This window comes from Stenotrophomonas sp. TEPEL, from assembly GCF_004348785.1.
In the GTDB taxonomy this organism is placed as follows: Bacteria; Pseudomonadota; Gammaproteobacteria; order Xanthomonadales; family Xanthomonadaceae; genus Stenotrophomonas; species Stenotrophomonas indicatrix.
The window spans coordinates 757012-776428 of the sequence record NZ_QQXJ01000001.1 but is presented as its reverse complement, the minus strand read 5'-3'; the positions used below and the strand labels follow the sequence as shown (position 1 = coordinate 776428).

Sequence of the window (19417 nt, the reverse complement as noted above, 5' to 3'; positions counted from 1 at the left end):
CGGCAGGGTCAATCCAGGAACAGATCCGGCAGCAGCGGACGCGACACATCCACCGCATATCCCGACAGATCGGTCACGCCGGCTTCGGCCAGTACCTCGTCATCGATCAGGAAACGGCCGTGGAAACCGGCCGCCTCGCGCACCAGCACCGCGTGTGCAGCGTCGGCCATGATCTGCGGCGTGCGGCAGCCACCGACGTCCACGCCGGGAATCATGTTGATCGCGTCGGTCGCAATGACCGTGCGCGGCCACAGCGCATTGACCGCCACGCCCTGCGGGCCGAACTCGGCGGCCAGGCCGAGGGTGACAAAACTCATGCCCATCTTCGCCAGCGTGTAGCCGGTATGCGCGCCCCACCACTTGGGCTCGAGGCTCGGCGGCGGCGCGAGGGTCAGGATATGCGGGTTCGGCGCCTGCAGCAGGTACGGCAGGCATGCCTGCGCGCACAGGAAGCTGCCGCGCGAATTGACCTGCTGCATCAGGTCGAAGCGCTTCATCGGCGTGTCCAGGGTGCCGCGCAACCAGATGGCGCTGGCGTTGTTGACCAGGATGTCGATGCCGCCGAAGGTGTCGACGGTAGCGGCAACCGCCGCCTGCACCTGGTCTTCCTCGCGGATGTCGCACTTCAGCGCCAGGCCCTGGCCACCGGCTGCGGTGACGGCCTCGGCGGCACTGTGGATGGTACCCGGCAGCTTCGGATTGGGCACCGACGACTTGGCAGCAATGGCGACGTTGGCACCGTCGCGCGCGGCGCGCAACGCGATGGCCAGGCCGATGCCGCGCGAGGCACCGGTGATGAAAAGGGTTTTGCCCTGCAGACTGCCCACGTTCCACACTCCAGCGTATGCAATGAGCCGTTAGTATGCCGCGCCGACGCGGAGTTCACCGCACGTTGACGATACTGGCGCCCCGGTCACTGCACGAGGTCCATGCCATGCGCTGTTCCCGCCTGTTGTTGCCTGCCCTGGGCCTGGCCCTGCTCACCGCCTGCCAGGGCCGCTCGCCCGAACCCGGCAGCGCGCCGGCCAAGGATGACGCCGCCAGCGTCGACAAGGCCGCCGGTGATGGCAAGCTGCGCTGGAGCGAGGCCGTTGTCTGGGATGGTGACCTCAACGCCTGCCGGCAGGGCGACAGCGCGGCCACCCGCGATTGCCTGCGCGATGCGATGCGTGCCGGTGGGGCCAGTGCGGATGCGGTCACTGCGGCCGAGCAGCTGTCCACCGGTGGCGAACTGGCCTACGTGACCGCGTGGCATGAGCACGACGGCCTGGGCGTGGCCACTGTCGAATATCCGTTCCGCGCCAATACCAATGAAGGCACGCGCCTGGTTGATGCCGCAGGCAAGCGTATCGACGTGGATGCGGTGCAGCTGGATGATACGCTGCGCGCCGATCCCGGCGTGCAGGAGGTGCTCAAGGCGCATCCGCAGGCCACGCCGTTCGCGCCGGCGCAGGCTGCGGGTACCGCAGCGCTGGACGGGGGCGGCATCCGTCTGCTGTACCGCACGCCGCTGCGCGACTGCCATGCGTGCCCGGATGTGGGCCAGCTGCAGATCGGCTATGACTTCGATGGCAAGCGCAACTTCATCGGCCAGCAGGTGGTGCCGGTGACGCCGTAGGCAGGTAGCGCCGGGCCATGCCCGGCGGACGCAGCATGTCAATGCCGCCGGGCATGGCCCGGCGCTACCGATAGCTGTGGATCTGCTTGCTCAGCAGGTGCGGCGCGATCCATCGATGCACCGGTGCCACCGGCAGCATGTACAGGCGGCCGAACGCGTTGTGGGTGTGCACCACCGTCGCCACTTCCAACATATCGCCGTGCCATTGCAGCGCCAGCTGCACACGCAGATGGCGGTCGTTGTCTTCCAGCACGATGACATCCTCGTCCAGCGCCTGCAGGGTGAAGATGCCGAGGCGTTGCCCGGGCTGCGGATCGGCGGTCTGCTGCACCGCGCGCAGCGAGCCGAGATCCTTCATGCCCAGCAGCCGCATGCCCCTATTGCGCAGCGCCATCAGTCCATCGAACCACCCAGGCACCGTCGCCGCCATATCGCGGTAGGCCTGCAGCGCCGAACGGCCGTTGCGTGGCGCCGCTGCCTGGCAGGCATGGACGAAATCGGCACCCGGCAGTTGCGAACGCAGCACGCTGCCTTCGCTCAGCTGGGCGCTCACGGCTTGGGGCCCTGCCCTTCGTTGTCTTCCCAATGCAGGATGCGGCGGGTGACGAAGCGGTAGACCGGCTTGCCGGTGGCGAACCAGAGATCGCGCACCCACGAGGTGCGCTTGAGCACGCGTTTCTCCACCGGCGTCAGCGACTCCCGGCAGTACATGCGCTTGTGCTTGAGCAGGTGGCGCAGGTCCTCGCGCGCCAACAGGCGCATCCAGCGCGAGCGCGGGTCGCCGATCACTGCCAGCTGGAAGTCGATCAGGGCCGGTCGACCGTCCTCGGTCACCAGCCAGTTCGCTTCCTTGGCCAGGTCGTTGTGGGCCACACCGCGCCGATGCAGCTGCTGCAGCAGGCGGCGTGCGGCGCGGAACCAGGCCACGTCACCGCGCGGCGGACGCTGATACATCGCATCGCCGGCCATGAAGCTGCGGTCGAGGTGTCGGCCATCCCAGTCCAGCAGCTGCGGCACGTCGGCCATGCCGTGGATGTGCTTCAGCGCGCGCGCTTCGCGCCGCGCCAACCACCACGCGGGCAACCGCAGCCACAGCGGCGTGGCCCCCAGATCGCGGCGCACGAAGGGGCCTTGCGGCCCCTGCACGAGGAGGATCCGGCCGAAACTGTCGGCCTTCAGTGCATGCGTTGGCGCGTCGTTGGATACAGGCATGGCGACATTCTAGGCGATGGCGCCGGTTGCAAACGGTCACCAAGCGGCTGGGAACCAGTCACCTTCACGCCCCTATAATCGGGCAATGGACTCTTCATGGATCGACGCCACCCTCGCGTGGATTGCCGCTCATCCCGTGTTGGCGGGTGCGGTCATCTTTCTGATCGCCTTCTGCGATGCGGTCATCATTCTTGGCGCCATCGTGCCGGCGCTGCCGTTGCTGTTCGCCGTTGGCGTGTTCATCGGCCTGGGCCAGATATCCGGCCCGTATGCGGTGGCCGCCGCGGCGCTGGGTGCGTTCGCCGGTGATGGCATCAGCTACTGGATAGGCCGGCGCTGGGGCGACCGCCTGCGTGGCGTCTGGCCGTTCAGCCGCTACCCGCAGCTGCTTGATCGCGGCGAGAACCTGTTCCGCCGCAATGCGTTCAAGAGCATCCTGATCGCCCGCTATGTCGGTGCCATCCGGCCGTTCGTGCCCGCCATTGCCGGCATGATGAAAATGCCCGCCAGCCGTTACGTGCAGGCCAGTGGCATCGCCAGTATTTCCTGGGCTGTGCTGTTCCTGGCGCCGGGCTGGATTCTCGGCGAAGCCTATGATGCCGTCGCTGCTGTTGCCGGCCGGCTGGTGGTCGTGGTGGGCTTGCTGGCCGTGATCCTCAGCCTGGTCTGGGCCATCGTGCTGTACGGCTATCGCTGGTCGGCCGCGCGCATGGACAGCTGGCTGGCGCGGCTGCTCGACTGGTCCAACCGGCACCCGACGCTGGGCCGCTACACGGTGGGCGTGCTCGACCCGAAGCGCCGCGAATCGGTGCCGCTGGCGATGCTGGCGCTGATGCTGCTGTTGTTGGGCTGGGGCTGGTTCGCGCTGCTGACGGTGGTGGTCGCCCATGGCGAGCCGTTGGCGGTGGACCTGCTGGTACACCAGGCGATGCTGGCCCTGCGCAATCCGCTGGCCGACTACCCGATGGCCGCGTTGGCCTCGCTCGGCGCATGGCAGGTGCTGCTGCCGGCCACCGCTGCCGCGATGGGCTATCTGGTCTGGCGCCGGCGCTGGATGGCGGCCGCTCATTGGCTGGCCGCATTGGCCTTCGGCCTGGCCCTGACCAAACTGCTCGGTACCACCGTCGATGTGGTGCGCCCGATCGATGCCAGCAGCGGCTTCGGCTTCCCGTCGGTATCGGTGACCATGGCCACCATCACCTTCGGCTTCTTCGCGGTGCTGATCGCCCGCGAAATGCCCGGCCGCACCCGCGTCTGGCCCTACCTGGTGTCAGGCATCGTGGTCAGCCTGATCGGCTTTGCGCGCCTGTATCTGGGCGCGCACTGGCTGAGCGATGTCATCGGCGGCATGTTGTTCGGAACCTTCTGGCTGCTGGTGCTGGGCATCGCCTACCGCCGCCGCTTCAACCGCTCGTTCTGGGTCAAGCCGGTAGCGTGGCTGTTCTACGGCGTCTTCGTGGTGGCGGCGATGTGGTACGCGCCGCGCAACATCCCGGTCAAGCTGGAACGCTTCGAGCCGACCCTGCCGGCGCCGCTGGCGATGGACGCGCAGGCCTGGTGGCAGCATGACTGGGCAAAGCTGCCGGCGCGCCGCAACGAATTCGACGATGACCAGCGCTGGCCACTGGACGTGCAGGTGGCCGGCCCGTTGGCGCCGCTGCAGGCGCAGCTGGAAGCGCGCGGCTGGCAGGTGCAGGCCCAGGCCGGCTGGCAGGAAGCGCTGCTGATGCTGGACAAGAACACCGGCGCCAATGAACTGCCGGTACTGCCCGCGACGCTGGATACGCGTGTTGAAGCGCTGCTGATGGTGCGCCAGGGCGCGCGGGCCGACGAGCGTTACGTGCTGCGGCTGTGGCAGGCGCCGGCGCAGCTGCAGCCGGGCGATACCCCGTTGTGGCTGGGCAGCGCACAGACCCTGCGCTACGAGCGCCACTTCCAGTGGATCGGCATGTGGCACCCGGTGCGTGGCATCGACCCGGCGTTGAATGCGGTCAAGGAAGCGGTGCAATCGTTGCCGCAGCGCGAGGATGTGCAGCCGGAGACCGGGCTGCCGGTAATGCGGTTGAAGACCGCCACGCCGTAACGAAGCGGCCGGGCATGGCCCGGCGCTACCCTCCCGCTCTGGTGGTCGCCAACCTTGGTTGGCGCTTCGGGCAAAGGCTGCCAACCCGGGTTGGCATCTACCGGTTCCGCCGCACTCTGGTAGTCGCCAACCTTGGTTGGCGTTTTTCCGGCTACGGCATCCAGCCCAGCAACTGCTGCAGGCGCTGGTGCGGGTCATCCATCTGCAGCAGCTGCAGGCGCTGCTGTTCGCTCAGCGGCAGAAGCTCGGCCAACCGCCAGCTGACCCAGCTGGCCTGGTCCATCAAGGCCGGTGTGGCCGGTGCGAACGCCGTGCCCGCCTGCTCGATGATGTGGTCCAGCACCGTGGCCAGCAACGCATGCTGCGGACGCAGTTCGTCATCGGGATCGTCATCGCACCAACGCACATCGGCAACCACCAGACCGTTGTCGCGCNCGCGCGTGCGCTCGACGTGGAAACGGCGGGTGCCGCGCAATCGCAGCTGCAGCACGCCATCAGCGCCAACATCGAAATCCTCGATCTTCACCTGCACGCCGAAGGCGGCCGGCGTTGCCGGCGCTCCCACTTCGTTGCCTTCCAGGATCAGGCAGACACCGAAACCTTCACCACTGCGGCCGGTTTCGCGCACCAGATCCAGGTAGCGTGGCTCGAAGACACGCAGGCCGATGGCCGCGCCCGGCAGCAGCGTCGCATGCAGCGGGAACAGCGGCAGCGAACCCTCACTGCTCATCGTGCCTGCAGCCCTGCAAGGAAGCGGCGCGGCGCGCCGTCGAAGCCGCCGTTGGACATGAACACCACGTGGTCGCCGCTGCGCACGTCGGCCTGCAGCTGCGCCAACAGCGCATCGGTGTCGGCCACCGCATGCGCCTGTCCGCGCACCGCCGCGATCACCGCTGCCGCATCCCAGGCCAGCTCCGGGCGGTGCAGGAACACCACCTCATCGGCCAGTGCCAGCGACGGTGCCAGCGCCTGTGCGTGGGCGCCCAACCGCATCGAATTGCTGCGCGGCTCCATCGCCACCACGATGCGCGCATCACCGACCCTGGCACGCAGGCCTTCGAGGGTGGTCGCAATCGCGGTCGGGTGATGGGCGAAGTCGTCGTAGACGGTGATGCCATCGTGGTTGCCGATCACTTCCATGCGCCGCTTGACGCTGCGGAAGCGCGCCAGCGCCGGGATCACCTCGGCCGGCGCGACACCCACGGCGTGCGCGGCGGCCAATGCGGCCAGGCCATTGAGCACGTTGTGCCGGCCCAGCAGCGACCAGTGCACATCACCCAGCGCCTGCCCACGATGATGGACGCGGAACGCGCTGCCATCGGCAGCCAGCAGTTCGGCATGCCATTCCAGCGCGGGGTCGAAACCGAAGCGTTCGACCGGGGTCCAGCAGCCCATCGCCAGCACTTCGGCAAGGTGCGCGTCTTCGCCATTGACGATCAGGCGGCCGCGCGCCGGCACGGTACGCACCAGGTGGTGGAACTGGCGCTGGATCGCCGCCACGTCGGGGAAGATGTCGGCGTGGTCGTATTCAAGGTTGTTGAGGATCGCCACCAGCGGCCGGTAGTGCACGAACTTGCTGCGCTTGTCGAAGAACGCGGTGTCGTACTCGTCGGCTTCGACAACGAACTCGCGGCCCTGGCCCAACCGGGCGGACACGCCGAAGTCCTCGGCCACGCCGCCGATCAGGAAGCCGGGGGAGCGACCGGCATTCTCCAGCAGCCAGGTCAGGATGGTGGTGGTGGTGGTTTTTCCATGGGTACCGGCCACGGCCAGGGTGTCACGGCCCGGCAGGACCTGCTCGGACAGCCACTGGGCGCCGGAAATGTAGCGCTGGCCGGCATCCAGGACGGCTTCGACGGCAGGGTTGCCGCGCGACAGCGCGTTGCCGATCACCACCTGCCCGGTGCCCGCCGGCACGCTGTCGGCGCGGTAGCCCTGGTCCAGGGTGATGCCCAGCTGCTCGAGCTGGGTCGACATCGGCGGATAGATGGCCTGGTCGCTGCCACTGACCGTATGGCCCAGTTCCCGCGCCAGGGCGGCCACGCCACCCATGAAGGTACCGGCGATTGCAAGGATATGTACGCTGCTCATGACCGGGGATTGTGACCGATCACGGCTGTATAGGGCCATTGTCAGCATCGGGGTAAGAGAACCCCTACAGCTGCTGTGAGAAAACTCCAGCCATATGTCAGGGAATTCCTGATAGCGATGTTCTGTGAACCCGGACACAATTCAGGATGCCAGCCGCAGTACCCGAACCGGTCCTACTCCCCAAGAGGCCATCCCCAAGGGAGCTCATGCTGTGGGGGCCCTGAGCAAGCCCTTTGCTGGCACCTATGAAACGAAACAGGCCTGATCCTCGCGGATCAGGCCTGTTTTTTTTGCGCCTGCGGTAGCCGGCATCAACCGGCCACGAGGGTCAGCGCTTGATCGCCGCCAGGATGCGCGCTTCGATCTCGTCCAGTTCGCCGACGCCATCGACGCGGGCCAGGGTGCCACGGCCGGCGTAGAAGTCGACCACCGGAGCAGTCTGCTCGGTGTAGACCTGCAGGCGCTTGCGCACCGATTCCGGATTGTCGTCAGCACGGCCCTGCTCCTGCGCACGACCGGCGATGCGCTCGACCAGCAGCTCGGTGGCCACGTCCAGCTGCACCACCGCATCCAGCGGCTGGCCGATCTCGGCCAGCATGCCGTCCAGCGCGTTGGCCTGGGCCACATTGCGCGGATAGCCGTCAAGGATGAAGCCCTTGGCGACATCGGCCTGGGCCAGGCGCGACTTCAGCATGCCCAGCAGGATCTCATCGGACACCAGGTTGCCGGCGTCCATCACCGACTTGGCCTGCTTGCCCAGCTCCGAGCCGGCGGCGATTTCCGCGCGCAGCATGTCGCCAGTGGAAATGTGGGCGATCTCGAGCTTTTCCTTCAGGCGCGTCGCCTGTGTCCCCTTGCCCGAACCGGGCGGTCCCAACAGAACCAATCGCATTGACCTGACTCCAACGTGTTGAAAATAAAGAAGGTTCGCGCCCCGGACGGTCCGGTATCGCTGCACCGCAATAGCGCCACTTTAGCGCATCCGGGTAATGTCCCTGCAATGTCCCCTCCCCCGAACAGGTAGAAGCATGCGCAATGGCACCCTCCTTTACGCCCAGTCCGGCGGCGTCACCGCCGTCATCAACGCCACGGCCGCGGCGGTGATCGAACAAGCCCGCGCCAAGGGAATCAAGGTCCTGGCCGCGCGCAACGGCATCCTCGGCGCCCTGCGCGAGGAGCTGATCGACACCAGCAAGGAGAGTGCTGCGGCCATCCGCGCCCTGGCCCACACCCCCGGCGGCGCGTTCGGCTCGTGCCGGGTCAAGCTGAAATCGCTTGAGGCCGACCGTGCCCGTTACGACCGCCTGCTGGAGGTCCTGCGCGCCCATGACGTGCGCTGGTTCCTCTACAACGGCGGCAACGACTCGGCCGACACCGCACTGAAGGTGTCGCAGCTGGCAAAAAGCTCCGGCTACGACCTGACCTGCATCGGCGTGCCCAAGACCATCGACAACGACCTGGCGGTGACCGACACCTGCCCCGGCTTCGGCTCGGCGGCCAAGTACACGGCCGTGTCCGTGCGCGAAGCGGCGTTGGACGTGGCGGCGATGGCCGAGACCTCCACCCGCGTCTTCATCTACGAGGCGATGGGCCGCCACGCCGGCTGGCTGGCCGCGGCCGCCGGCCTGGCCGGCACCGGCGAGGACGACGCCCCGCACATCATCCTGCTGCCCGAGCGCGCCTATGACGAGGCCGCGTTCCTGGCCAAGGTCAAGGCCGTGGTCGCGCGCGTGGGCTACTGCGTGGTGGTGGCGTCGGAAGGCATCGCCACCGCCGATGGCCGCTTCGTCGCCGACGCCGGCGGCGGCAAGGACTCCTTCGGCCATTCGCAGCTGGGCGGCGTGGCCGCGCATCTGGCCGGGCGGGTCAAGGACCAGCTGGGGCTGAAGGTGCACTGGGCCCTGCCCGACTACCTGCAGCGCTCAGCCCGCCACTTGGCCAGCAAAACCGACTGGGAACAGGCCCAGGCGGTGGGCAAGGCCGCTGTGCAGCTGGCGCTGAAGGGCCAGAACGGGGTGATGCCGGTGATCGTGCGCAGCAGCGATGCACCGTATCGCTGGAAGATCGAAGCCGCACCGCTGTCGAAGATTGCCAACCACGAGAAGAAGATGCCGGCCAGCTTCATCCGTCGCGATGGATTCGGCATCACGGCCAAGGCGCGCGCCTACCTGCAGCCGTTGATCAAGGGCGAAGCACCGTTGCCCTACGGTAGCGATGGCCTGCCCAAGTACGTGACGCTGAAGAACGTGGCGGTGAAGCAGAAGCTGCCTGCGTTTGAAGGCTGATCCCCTCCGTCCCCTTTTTGCGAGGAATGCCATGGCGTTGCGTGTTGTTCGACTTGGCTCAGCGCGCGCGCCCGGTGAAGGCCTGCGCATCGGCACCGTGCGGCGCCCGCCGCGCGGTGTGCCGCGCAGCGAATTTGCCCGGCAGGACTGGTACGACGTGTGGTTTCCTACGCTGTCACCCAGCGCGGAGCTGGTGAAACAGGCGCATGAGGCGAAGAGCGCCGCCGACTGGACGGCGTTCTTCCGTCACTACAACGCCGAAATGAAGGCGCCCGATGCAGCGCATGCGCTGGACCTGCTCGCGGCGCTGTCGCAGCACAGCGATATCGCGGTGGGCTGCTATTGCGAGGACGAGGCGCATTGCCACCGGTCGGCGCTGCGCGATCTGCTGGTGGCGCGTGGGGCGAAACTGGCGGAGTAATCCATCGGTTGCCGGCCAGCGGCCGGCACTACCCAAGTCTCACACCCAGTAGATCCACGCCATGCGTGGATGCTCGGCCTCAGATGCTCGGCCTCAATTGCACGCCTTGCCTTCCATCTGCAGCTGCGCGGCGAACATCGTCACCTGCGGGATCTTGCCGGCGGCGGCCTGCTTCTTGGCTTCCTCCAGATAGATGCGCGACTGCCCCTGCCCATCCAGCGCCTGGGCGTTGTTCACCGGCAGGCGCCACACGCGCACCACCGCCTGCTGCGCCGGGCAGGCGGCATTCGGAACACGGATCACATCATTGAGCTTCCAGCCCTTGTCCGCACTCGGTTGCGCCTTGCTGTAGTCGACAAAGCGGGCACGCGGCTGGCACTGCTCGCTGGTGCGCACCGCCGAGAAACGATAGGGCTCCGCGGCCTGGCCGGTGAACGCACCTTCCAGGCGGGCACAGGCTTCGGGAATCTGCCGCAGCGTGTGCACCGCGCCGACCGCTTGTGGTGCACCCACCGCTCGCTGCAGTTCCGGTGCTTCCGCCGCGAAGGCAGGCAGGGCCGGGGCCAGAACGGCAAGCATCAACAGGGACAGGCGCATGGGGATTCTCCGACGGGACTGCGCGCAGGCTTGCAGAGGCTGGCTTAACGGGGTGCAAAGGGTCTGTGGCTCTCAAAGCATGCCCATGGACCGGCGGCGGGTTCCGCGCGCATGGCGATGCGTTCATCTGGAGGGCGCCCACGGGTCATGCGGCGCGGCGCGGCCCGGCGCTACCATCCGGGCGCGGGTGCACGCATACTGCGGACACCAGGGAATGCTGAACACCGCCATACGTCGGACGACCACCAAAGGTCGGTACGGGTTGGTTCCAGGCTGCAGCCCGTCGTCCCCCTCGTGGTGCCGTTCATCGCCACTGGATGCTTGTCCATCCATTCTGCGGAGGGGTCTAATGCTGGAACGTCACGGGCTGTCATTGGCGCTGGGCTGCGCCATTCTCGCGATCCTGTACGGAATCGTCTCGGCGCGCTGGATCCTGCGCCAACCCACCGGCAATGAACGCATGGTCGCCATCGCCGCGGCCATCCAGGAAGGCGCGCGCGCCTACCTCAACCGCCAGTATCTGACCATCGGCATCGCCGGCGTCGTGCTGTTCGTGCTGGTCGGCATCTTCCTGAGCTGGTACACCGCGATCGGCTTCGCGGTCGGTGCGGTACTGTCCGGTGCAGCGGGCTACATCGGCATGAACGTGTCGGTGCGCGCCAACGTACGCACCGCAGAGGCCGCGCGTCATGGCATCAGTGCGGCAATGGACGTGGCTTTCCGCGGCGGTGCGATCACCGGCATGCTGGTGGTCGGGCTGGGCCTGCTCGGCGTAGCCGGCTACTACGCACTGCTGCTGCGGCTGGGCCTGCCGATGGAACAGGCACTGCACGCGCTGGTCGGCTTGGCCTTTGGTTCATCGCTGATCTCGATCTTCGCGCGCCTGGGCGGCGGCATCTTCACCAAGGGTGCCGATGTCGGCGCCGATCTGGTCGGCAAGGTCGAAGCGGGCATTCCCGAAGACGACCCGCGCAATCCGGCGGTGATTGCCGACAACGTCGGAGACAACGTGGGCGACTGCGCCGGCATGGCTGCCGACCTGTTTGAAACCTATGCGGTGACCGTGATCGCCACCATGTTGCTGGGCAGCCTGATGCTGGCCGAGGCCGGTGCCAATGCGGTGCTGTATCCGCTGGTGCTGGGGGGTGTTTCGATCATCGCTTCGATCATCGGCGCGCTGTTCGTCAAGGTAAAGCCAGGCGGCTCGATCATGGGCGCGCTGTACAAGGGTGTGATCGTCTCCGGCGTGCTGGCCGCGATCGCGTTCTACCCGATCACCACCGGGTTGATGGCCGACAACGTGCATGGTCCCATCGCGCTGTACGGCTGCGCACTGATCGGCCTGGTCCTGACCGGCCTGATCGTGTGGATCACCGAGTACTACACCGGCACCCAATACAAGCCGGTGCAGCACGTGGCCCAGGCCTCGACTACCGGCCACGGCACCAACATCATCGCCGGCCTCGGCATCTCGATGAAATCCACCGCGTTGCCGGTGATTGCCGTCTGCGCGGCGATCTGGGGCGCATACGCACTGGCCGGGCTGTACGGCATCGCCATCGCCGCCACTGCAATGCTGTCGATGGCGGGCATGATCGTCGCACTCGATGCCTACGGGCCGATCACCGACAACGCCGGTGGCATCGCCGAGATGGCCGAGCTGCCTTCGGAAATCCGCGACATCACCGATCCGCTCGATGCGGTGGGCAACACCACCAAGGCGGTCACCAAGGGGTATGCCATCGGCTCGGCAGCACTGGCCGCACTGGTACTGTTCGCCGACTACACGCACAACCTGCAGGCGGCCAATCCCGGCCAGGAGTTCCGCTTCGACCTCAGCGACCACACGGTGATCATCGGCCTGCTGATCGGCGGCCTGATTCCGTACCTGTTCGGCGCGATGGCAATGGAAGCCGTCGGTCGCGCGGCCGGCGCGGTGGTGGAGGAAGTGCGGCGGCAGTTCCGCGAGATCCCCGGCATCATGCAGGGCACCGCCAAGCCGCAGTACGACAGGGCGGTGGACATGCTCACCCGCTCGGCGATCCACGAAATGATCATGCCGTCGCTGCTGCCGGTGGCCGTGCCGGTGGTGGTCGGCCTGCTGCTGGGGCCACGCGCGCTGGGCGGGCTGCTGATCGGCACGATCGTCACCGGGCTGTTCGTGGCCATTTCGATGACCACCGGCGGCGGTGCCTGGGACAACGCCAAGAAGTACATCGAGGATGGCCACTTCGGCGGCAAGGGCAGCGAGGCGCACAAGGCAGCGGTAACCGGCGACACCGTCGGTGACCCATACAAGGACACCGCCGGCCCGGCGATCAACCCGCTGATCAAGATCATCAACATCGTGGCGCTGCTGCTGGTGCCGTTGCTGTAGCAGGTGTGCGGCTGACGGCCATGATGATGGTCGTCGGCCGCACCTTTCCTCACGTCGGTCGATGCCTGCGCGCATCGACCGACGCAGGCTGTGCCGGGGCAGGCACTGCCCAGACGAATCATGCGGGAGTTCCCCCGACCCTGCTTGCGTTGATAATGCAGTTCCTTTCCCTTGCCAGCCCGCACCGATGATCACCACCGAACCGCGCATGACCAATCTTTTTCTGCAGCTGGGCCTGGACGCCAGCTCCGACGGCATTGCCCGGTTCATCGCCGACCACCAGCTGGCTGCAGGAGTGGAAGTAGCTGACGCGCCGTACTGGAACAACGCCCAGCGCCAGTTCCTGGCCGAGTCGCTGCAGGCAGACGCGGCCTGGACCACCGTGGTCGACGAACTGAACGAAGCGCTGCACGAAGCAGCGGTGAAGGCCGCGACCGGACAATAAGCACCCGGTCCCAGGCATCGGTGCGGACCCAGCGTCCGCACCGACCCGGCTGCGCCGACGTTCGAACACGATCACTCGATACCGCCGAGCAGGGGCCAGACGCGCGGCGCGACGCGGTGCCAGCATCACGCCCAGCGCCAGCCTATCCAGCCGTCAAAGACAGTCTGTCAGCCCGTCATAGACGCTCGTGGTCGTACCGGGCAACGGCGCGTGGATCGCCTCATCCCCGGAACCCACCTGCCAGACCTGCAGGAGCTGCTCCAACCGGGTTCCCGATGCCAGCGGCAGCACGCATGCATAGCTGCCAAAGTCGACATCGATCCGTCCTTCCTTCCGCACCCAGGTATCGCTGCCGGCGAAGGTCCAGATACAGCTGCCGACCACGCCTGTCGCCCGCTCCACCGAACAGCGCAGGCGCATGGCCCACAGGTTGTAGTACTGCCCCTCGCAGAACGTGTCGCCACAGACATCATCGAACCCGCGCACCAGCATCCGTTCGGCGGCCAGGAACCGCTCCCGGCCGGTCGCTGGATCGGGATGGTCACGGGCGTCCACGAACGCCGGCGCGGCCTGCGCAGCGCCAACCACCATCAGACCGCAGAGCAGCCATCGTGCCGGGAAAGTGCGCATCAGGCGTCCCTCCCCTGCGCCCGCAGGCAATCGGCAAGCCCGTCGAACAGACCGTAATCGAGCCCGGGCAGCGGTGCCATCAGCCCATCTGGCGCTTCCAGCGCGGCAAAGAAGGCTTCAACCGGCACCCCGGGCCGCATCTCCACCGGGCAGGTCCAGCGACCGTTGTCGACCTGCACCTGGCCGGTGTCACCCTGCACCTCCAGTTCGCTGGCCGCCAGCACCCACACACACCGCTGCACCGTGCCGCGGTGGGCCAGCACTGCACAGCGGAACTGCATCACCCGGTAGTTGCTGTAATCGCCTTCGCAGAAGGTATCGGCGCACACGCCGTCGAAGGCCCGTGCAAGCGCTGCCTCAAGCGCGTAGGCCCTGTCCCACCCGGCCTCCTGGGTCGGGTAGTGGATCAGGTCGACATGCGTCCCGCGCGCGAGCGCGGCCAGCGGGGCAAGCAACAGCAGGACCCCGCAGCGCCAATGGTTCCAGTTCATGACAGGTCTCCTCGGTCCAGGGTTCCAGCCTGCCCCGGTCGCCCGGCCGGCCCCATCGGGGAACCCCGTCCTGGCCGGTCGTCGGCTACCGCGACGGCCCGTCGGCGCCCCACCCTGCACAGCGACCGGCAAAGGCATAAAATGGAGGGCTATCCGTCTACATCCCCCACCTGGAGCACACCATGGGTCTGGAACTCGTCTCGCCCGGCAAGAACCCGCCGGAAGAAATCAACGTCATCATCGAGATCCCGAAGGATTCCGAGCCGGTGAAGTACGAAGTGGACAAGGAAACCGGCGCGATCTTCGTCGACCGCATCCTTTCCACCCCGATGCGCTACCCCTGCAACTACGGCTACGTGCCGAGCACCCTGTGCGGCGACGGCGATCCGGCCGACGTGCTGGTGGTGCTGCCGCTGCCGCTGGTCCCGGGTTCGGTGGTGCGTTGCCGTCCGGTCGGCGTGCTGAAGATGAGCGATGAGGCAGGCAGCGACGAGAAGATCCTGGCCGTGCCGGTTTCGAAGATCTTCAGCGGCTATGCCCACGTCGAGGACATCGCCCAGGTGTCGAGCCACTGGCTGGAGCGCATCGGCCACTTCTTCGAGCACTACAAGGACCTGGAGAAGGGCAAGTGGGTCAAGCTGGACGGTTGGGGCGGCGCGGCCGAGGCCAAGCAGATCCTGATCGAGGCGCACCAGCGCCACCTCGACAGCAAGGCCTGAGACTGAACGGCATTGCTCCGGCGCACGGCGTCGGAGCGATGCGGGTCACGTTTCATGACGGCGGCACATCACCTTTGCCGCCGTATTAGGTAAATTGCGTCACTTCACACGTCATCGACATCGACCGTCGAGACAGCCAGGGGAATGTGTCGTGCGTATTCTGCTTGTTGGGGATACAGCCAGCCTGCCGGCTGAGCTGACCGAATTCATTGCCGATCTTGGGGAAGACTGGCAGCCGTTGACCGCCACCGATGGCCATGCCGCGATGACCGCGGTCGCCACCCAGGGCGTGGACGCGGTGATCGTCTGCCCGCAGTTGCCCGATCTCAACGCGACCACGTTGCTGGGACAGATCCGCACCTTGCGCCCGGAGACCATCCGCATCGCGCTGGTCGATGCACAGCATGGCAACCGGCCGCCGCCGGCGCGCCTGATCGGGGTCGCCCATCGCTTCCTGCCATTGCCGTTGGCACCGGAAGTACTGCTGGAAGCACTGACCAGCCTGGAAGAGCTGCGCGACGTGCTGGACAGCCCGCGCCTGCGCGACGCCATCGGCCGCATCGAGAAGCTGCCTTCGCCGCCGCACCTGTACCTGAGCCTGACCCAGGCACTGGAACATGACGACGACGCCGACAGCGCCGATGTCGCCAAGCTGGTGGCCGCCGACCCGGCGATCGCGGCCAAGGTGCTGCAGCTGTCCAATTCGGCATTCTTCAGCCAGGGCCGCACCATCGCCGACCTGCGCACCGCCGTGACCCGGCTGGGCCTGGCCACGCTGCGCGACCTGGTGCTGGCCAGTGAGGTGTTCTCCGCGCCGACCTTGTCCGGGGCCGAACGCAACTCGCTGCAGCAGCGTGCCTTGATGGCCTCGCGATTGGCCGCACGCCTGCTGCCCGACTCCAGCGCCGAACTCGGTGCCACCGCTGCCCTGCTGGCCGACATCGGCCTGCTGCTGCCGGGCGTGCGCAACGAGCGCAGCGAACCGGAGCCGGCCGATGATGATCGCCCCGGGCATGCCGAAGCGGGTGCTTACCTGCTTGGCCTGTGGGGGCTGCCGATGCCGATCATCGAGGCGGTGGCGTTCCATCTGCAGCCGCAGCGCGCCAATACTCGCAGCTTCTGGGTGACCGGTGCGGTGCACGTGGCACTGGCGCTGGTCAACGGTGACCCGGTGGATGAAGAGTATCTGCAGCGCGCCGGTGTGCTGAACAAGCTGCCGCAGTGGCGCGAGCACGCCAACAGCCTGATGGGGCTGGTGCCGAGCGAGGCCTGAGGCACAGCGTCAGGCGGGTACGAAGGGGACGAAAGGCAGGCCGTGTGGCCTGCCTTTTTTCGTTGCGCCGGAAGTCCATCCACGCATGGCGTGGATCTACTGGAAGTGTCTGGACGTCCATCCACGCATGGCGTGGATCTACACCGGCATGGATCAACCGTCGGTGACCGGAGGTTCGGCGCGCGCAGCGTGGACAGCCGCGTTGCTCGACCGCACAAACAAGAAGGGCGGACCTTGCGGCCCGCCCTCCTCTTTCTGCTGTCACGCTTCGATGGATCAGAAGCGCTGGGTGTACTTCATGTAGTAGTAGCGACCGATGTCGAAGCCACCGTAGTAGGAGAAGCTCGAGTTCGGCTGGCTGTACATGACCGGGCCTTCGTGGTTGAACACGTTGTTGGCACCGACCGAAACCGTAGCCTGCCACGGCAGGGTGTAACGCACCTGCACATCGTGGAAGGTGTTCGAACCGACCTTGCGGGTCGGCTGGCCCAGGGTGTAGGCCGAGTTGAAGTCAGGCAGGTTGCACTCGGTGTCGTAGGAGCACGGCTCCTTCATGCTCGAGTAGTAACGCACGGCCCAGTTGACGCCCAGGTTGCCCAGGCTCCAATCGACATTCAGGTTCGAACGGACGCGGAAGTTCGCACCCCAGTCGCCGGTTGCCCAGCTGGTGTGCTGCTCGACCGGAGTCTCGGCTTCGTTGTCGCGCTTGTACTCGAGGTAGTCGACGTAGGTGGTCTTCCAGTCAACCACGATCTTGCCGAAGGAGAACTCCGGCAGGCGGTACTTGATGCCCAGGTCGTAACCTGCGGTTTCCTGGTAACCACCGTTGATCAGGGTACGGGTAACGTCGACCACCTGGTTGACGGTGCGGCCTTCGGTACCGCGGCTGAAGCGGTCACACGCCGACGCCACGCCCAGCACGTAGCACTGGTTGAGGATCGAGGTCACCGACTCCGCGGCGATCACGTTGTCGATGCGGATCTTCCACCAGTCCAGGCTGACGTCCAGGCCCTGCACGAAGTTCGGGCTGTAGACCAGGCCAGCGGTCCAGGTCTTGGAGGTTTCCGGCTGCAGTTCCGGGTTGGAACCCGACTCGAATGCGCTGTAGGACTGGGTGCCCGGGCCGGTCGACTGTGCGCCACCGGAGGTGATCTGGCGGAAGTTCGCCGGAACGCCACGTGCGCCGCAGGCTGCGGCAACCGACGGATTGCGCGAAGCCGAACCGAAGCTGCTGTCGCACGGATCGGTGTAGGCGTCGAAGGTCTGCGAGGTGCCGCCGTACATGTTGGCGATGTTCGGCGCGCGGAAGCCCGTCGAATAGGTCGCACGCACCAGCAGGTCGTCGATCGGCTTCCACTTCAGGCCGAACTTGCTGTTGATGGTGTCGCCGAAGGTGTTGTAGTCCGAATAGCGACCGGCCATGTCGAGCGACAGTTCCTTGGCGAACGGCATGTCGGCCAGCACCGGCACGTTCAGTTCGACGTAGAACTCGTCGAGCTTGTAGCTGCCCTTGGTCGGTGCGCCGGCCAGGTCGGTGCTCAGGCCCGACTGCAGCAGTGCATCCGGGTTGTACTCACCGCTTTCCTGGCGGTGCTCGTAACCGGCGGCGATAGCCAGGTCACCGGCCGGCAGCGTGAACAGCGAACCGGAGATGTTGGCGCTGTAGGCCTTGGTGGTGTTGGTGTAGGTGTCGTGGCTCGGCAGGAACAGGTAGGCCTGCAGTGCCGGGTCAGCCAGCGAACCGTTGCCGGTGGAGCCGTACGGTGCGAGCGGGTTCCACGGGGTGCAACCGGCGATCACCTTGCCCGGGGTGCCGCAACGGGCAACGTCGCCGTCCATGAAGGACGGGCCGACGGCGTTCTGCACGTTCGGGATGAACAGGTTGCCGGTGCCGGTCTTGACGCCCTTGTTCTGGTTGTAGACGTAGCCCACGTCCCAATCCCAGAACTTGTCGGCGAACTCGAACGAACCTTCCAGGCCGGCCGAGAAGCGGAAGGTTTCCTGCTCGGATTCGGTCTGGCGCGGGAACTCGGAGGTGCGACGGATGAAGTTCGCGTCCTTGCCCAGCGGGTTGTAGATGCTGTCGGCCGACAGCGGGGTGCCGTAGACCTCGGACTGGTACGGGTAGCCGGCAATCTGCGAGGTCGCGGTGCGCTTGGTGTACAGCACGTTCGCGGTGGCGCGGATGTTGTCGGTCAGGTCGTAGTTGCCGTTGGCAAAGACCGAGCGACGGGTCAGCTTGTTCTGCAGCCACATTTCCTGGCTGGCATTGGTGTAGTCGGCGGTGCCGAACTCACGGAAGTCGCCCATGCCGTTGCCGGCACCGGTATTGGCACGGGTGTACCAGATATCGTCGTTGGCGTCCTTCGGGGTACCCATGTCGTCGATCAGCACGCCATGGTTGGATGCCGGCGACCAGCCGTTGGCATCGTCTGCGGTCGGGTTCGGGTGGAAGCGACCGTTCGGGTAGCGGCTGAAGGAGCGATCCTTGGCCTGGACCTCGTCTTCCTTGCTGTACTCAGCGCCGAAGGTGATCGAACCGCGCTCACCGGTCTGGCCGTAGACGAAGTTGTAGACCTGCTTCTGGCCGTCGCCCTGGCCGTACTGGCCACCGTAGACGCTGGCTTCCAGGCCGTCGAAGTTCTTGCGGGTGATGATGTTGACCACGCCGGCGATGGCGTCGGAACCATAGATGGCCGATGCACCGTCGGTCAGCACTTCGATGCGTTCCACGACCGAGGTCGGGATCGAGGCCAGGTCGGTGTAGCCGCCGGTGCTGGTGCCCATGCGCTTGCCGTCCAGCAGCACCAGGGTGCGCTCCGGGCCGAGGTTGCGCAGGTCGACGTACTGGCCGCCGACTTCTTCGCCCGAAGACAGGGCATCGGCGCGGCTGATCGCCGGCGAACCGGTCGCCGACAGGTTCTGCACGATGTCGGCAACGCTGGTGAAGCCCTGCTTTTCAATGTCGGCGCGCTGCAGCGCGATCACCGGCTGCGCGGTTTCCATGCTCGCCTGGCGGATGCGCGAACCGGTGACCGAAATGCGGTCCAGGTCGGTCGTGCCGCCGGCAGCTGCGTCCTGCGCCGAAGCGAAGGACGGTGCCAAGGCAAGCGCAATGCCGGCCGGCAACAAGCCGAGCCGCACTGCAGGAATACGAACGTTCATCAATCTCTCC

18 protein-coding genes are annotated in these 19417 nt (G+C 66.6%); 8 read left to right on the top strand and 10 right to left on the bottom strand.

The window, feature by feature from the left end:
* Window positions 1-8 precede the first annotated feature (8 nt).
* Window positions 9-827 carry an NAD(P)-dependent oxidoreductase gene (locus TEP_RS03505; protein WP_132824286.1) on the bottom strand — a complete coding sequence of 273 codons (819 nt, stop codon included), beginning with the start codon at window positions 825-827 and terminating at the stop codon, window positions 9-11.
* A 107-nt stretch (window positions 828-934) separates the two neighbouring features.
* Between TEP_RS03505 and TEP_RS03500 the strand changes: the two genes are divergently transcribed.
* Complete coding sequence (locus TEP_RS03500) at window positions 935-1618, top strand: hypothetical protein (RefSeq protein WP_132824285.1); 684 nt, start codon at window positions 935-937, stop codon at window positions 1616-1618.
* A 64-nt stretch (window positions 1619-1682) separates the two neighbouring features.
* On the opposite strand, the gene TEP_RS03495 is transcribed toward TEP_RS03500, so the two are convergent.
* A complete protein-coding gene (locus tag TEP_RS03495) occupies window positions 1683-2171 on the bottom strand; it encodes a DUF2867 domain-containing protein (RefSeq protein WP_132824284.1) in 489 nt (162 codons plus the stop codon).
* A complete protein-coding gene (locus TEP_RS03490) occupies window positions 2168-2830 on the bottom strand; it encodes a serine/threonine-protein kinase (RefSeq protein WP_132824283.1) in 663 nt (220 codons plus the stop codon). Before TEP_RS03490 ends, TEP_RS03495 begins: the two co-directional genes overlap by 4 nt.
* Window positions 2831-2915: 85 nt before the next feature.
* Here TEP_RS03490 and TEP_RS03485 point away from each other — a divergent pair, with 85 nt between their 5' ends.
* The gene (locus TEP_RS03485; protein ID WP_132824282.1) at window positions 2916-4913 is read left to right on the top strand and encodes a bifunctional DedA family/phosphatase PAP2 family protein; all 1998 of its coding nucleotides are present in this window, start codon (window positions 2916-2918) and stop codon (window positions 4911-4913) included.
* Window positions 4914-5064: 151 nt separating this feature from the next.
* Here the strand turns inward: TEP_RS03485 and TEP_RS03480 are convergent, their stop codons facing one another.
* The 3 genes from TEP_RS03480 to TEP_RS03470 form a co-directional block, all read right to left on the bottom strand.
* Window positions 5065-5643, bottom strand: a complete 579-nt coding sequence (locus tag TEP_RS03480) for an LON peptidase substrate-binding domain-containing protein (protein WP_132824281.1) — start codon at window positions 5641-5643, stop codon at window positions 5065-5067.
* Window positions 5640-7004, bottom strand: coding sequence for a UDP-N-acetylmuramate:L-alanyl-gamma-D-glutamyl-meso-diaminopimelate ligase (gene mpl / locus TEP_RS03475; RefSeq protein WP_132824280.1), 1365 nt, complete (start codon window positions 7002-7004; stop codon window positions 5640-5642). The genes TEP_RS03480 and mpl overlap by 4 nt, the downstream gene beginning before the upstream one ends.
* A gap of 328 nt (window positions 7005-7332) precedes the next feature.
* Window positions 7333-7896 carry an adenylate kinase gene (locus tag TEP_RS03470; protein WP_025874177.1) on the bottom strand — a complete coding sequence of 188 codons (564 nt, stop codon included), beginning with the start codon at window positions 7894-7896 and terminating at the stop codon, window positions 7333-7335.
* Window positions 7897-8032: 136 nt separating this feature from the next.
* Between TEP_RS03470 and TEP_RS03465 the strand changes: the two genes are divergently transcribed.
* Together TEP_RS03465 and TEP_RS03460 are read left to right on the top strand one after the other, a co-directional pair.
* Window positions 8033-9289 (top strand): 6-phosphofructokinase, encoded by a 1257-nt coding sequence (locus TEP_RS03465; protein WP_025874176.1) that lies wholly within the window; start codon window positions 8033-8035, stop codon window positions 9287-9289.
* Window positions 9290-9320: 31 nt separating this feature from the next.
* Window positions 9321-9710 (top strand): DUF488 family protein, encoded by a 390-nt coding sequence (locus TEP_RS03460; protein WP_132824279.1) that lies wholly within the window; start codon window positions 9321-9323, stop codon window positions 9708-9710.
* A 93-nt stretch (window positions 9711-9803) separates the two neighbouring features.
* Here TEP_RS03460 and TEP_RS03455 read toward each other — a convergent pair whose 3' ends face one another.
* Window positions 9804-10307, bottom strand: coding sequence for a hypothetical protein (locus TEP_RS03455; RefSeq protein ID WP_025874174.1), 504 nt, complete (start codon window positions 10305-10307; stop codon window positions 9804-9806).
* A 349-nt stretch (window positions 10308-10656) separates the two neighbouring features.
* Here TEP_RS03455 and TEP_RS03450 point away from each other — a divergent pair, with 349 nt between their 5' ends.
* Together TEP_RS03450 and TEP_RS03445 are read left to right on the top strand one after the other, a co-directional pair.
* On the top strand, window positions 10657-12684 hold the full coding sequence (locus TEP_RS03450) for a sodium-translocating pyrophosphatase (protein ID WP_132824278.1): 2028 nt from the start codon (window positions 10657-10659) through the stop codon (window positions 12682-12684).
* 187 nt (window positions 12685-12871) lie between these two features.
* On the top strand, window positions 12872-13129 hold the full coding sequence (locus TEP_RS03445; protein ID WP_132824277.1) for a DUF2789 domain-containing protein: 258 nt from the start codon (window positions 12872-12874) through the stop codon (window positions 13127-13129).
* 153 nt (window positions 13130-13282) lie between these two features.
* Here TEP_RS03445 and TEP_RS03440 read toward each other — a convergent pair whose 3' ends face one another.
* Together TEP_RS03440 and TEP_RS03435 are read right to left on the bottom strand one after the other, a co-directional pair.
* Window positions 13283-13759: a hypothetical protein gene (locus TEP_RS03440; RefSeq protein ID WP_132824276.1), complete on the bottom strand. Its 477-nt coding sequence runs from the start codon at window positions 13757-13759 to the stop codon at window positions 13283-13285.
* On the bottom strand, window positions 13759-14250 hold the full coding sequence (locus tag TEP_RS03435) for a hypothetical protein (protein ID WP_132824275.1): 492 nt from the start codon (window positions 14248-14250) through the stop codon (window positions 13759-13761). Before TEP_RS03435 ends, TEP_RS03440 begins: the two co-directional genes overlap by 1 nt.
* A gap of 182 nt (window positions 14251-14432) precedes the next feature.
* On the opposite strand from TEP_RS03435, the gene ppa reads away from it, so the two are divergent.
* Window positions 14433-14969, top strand: a complete 537-nt coding sequence (ppa, locus tag TEP_RS03430) for an inorganic diphosphatase (RefSeq protein WP_005410935.1) — start codon at window positions 14433-14435, stop codon at window positions 14967-14969.
* Between the two features lie 151 nt (window positions 14970-15120).
* The gene (locus TEP_RS03425) at window positions 15121-16242 is read left to right on the top strand and encodes an HDOD domain-containing protein (protein ID WP_132824274.1); all 1122 of its coding nucleotides are present in this window, start codon (window positions 15121-15123) and stop codon (window positions 16240-16242) included.
* Between the two features lie 276 nt (window positions 16243-16518).
* Here TEP_RS03425 and TEP_RS03420 read toward each other — a convergent pair whose 3' ends face one another.
* Window positions 16519-19407, bottom strand: coding sequence for a TonB-dependent receptor (locus tag TEP_RS03420; RefSeq protein ID WP_206140175.1), 2889 nt, complete (start codon window positions 19405-19407; stop codon window positions 16519-16521).
* Window positions 19408-19417: the final 10 nt, after the last annotated feature.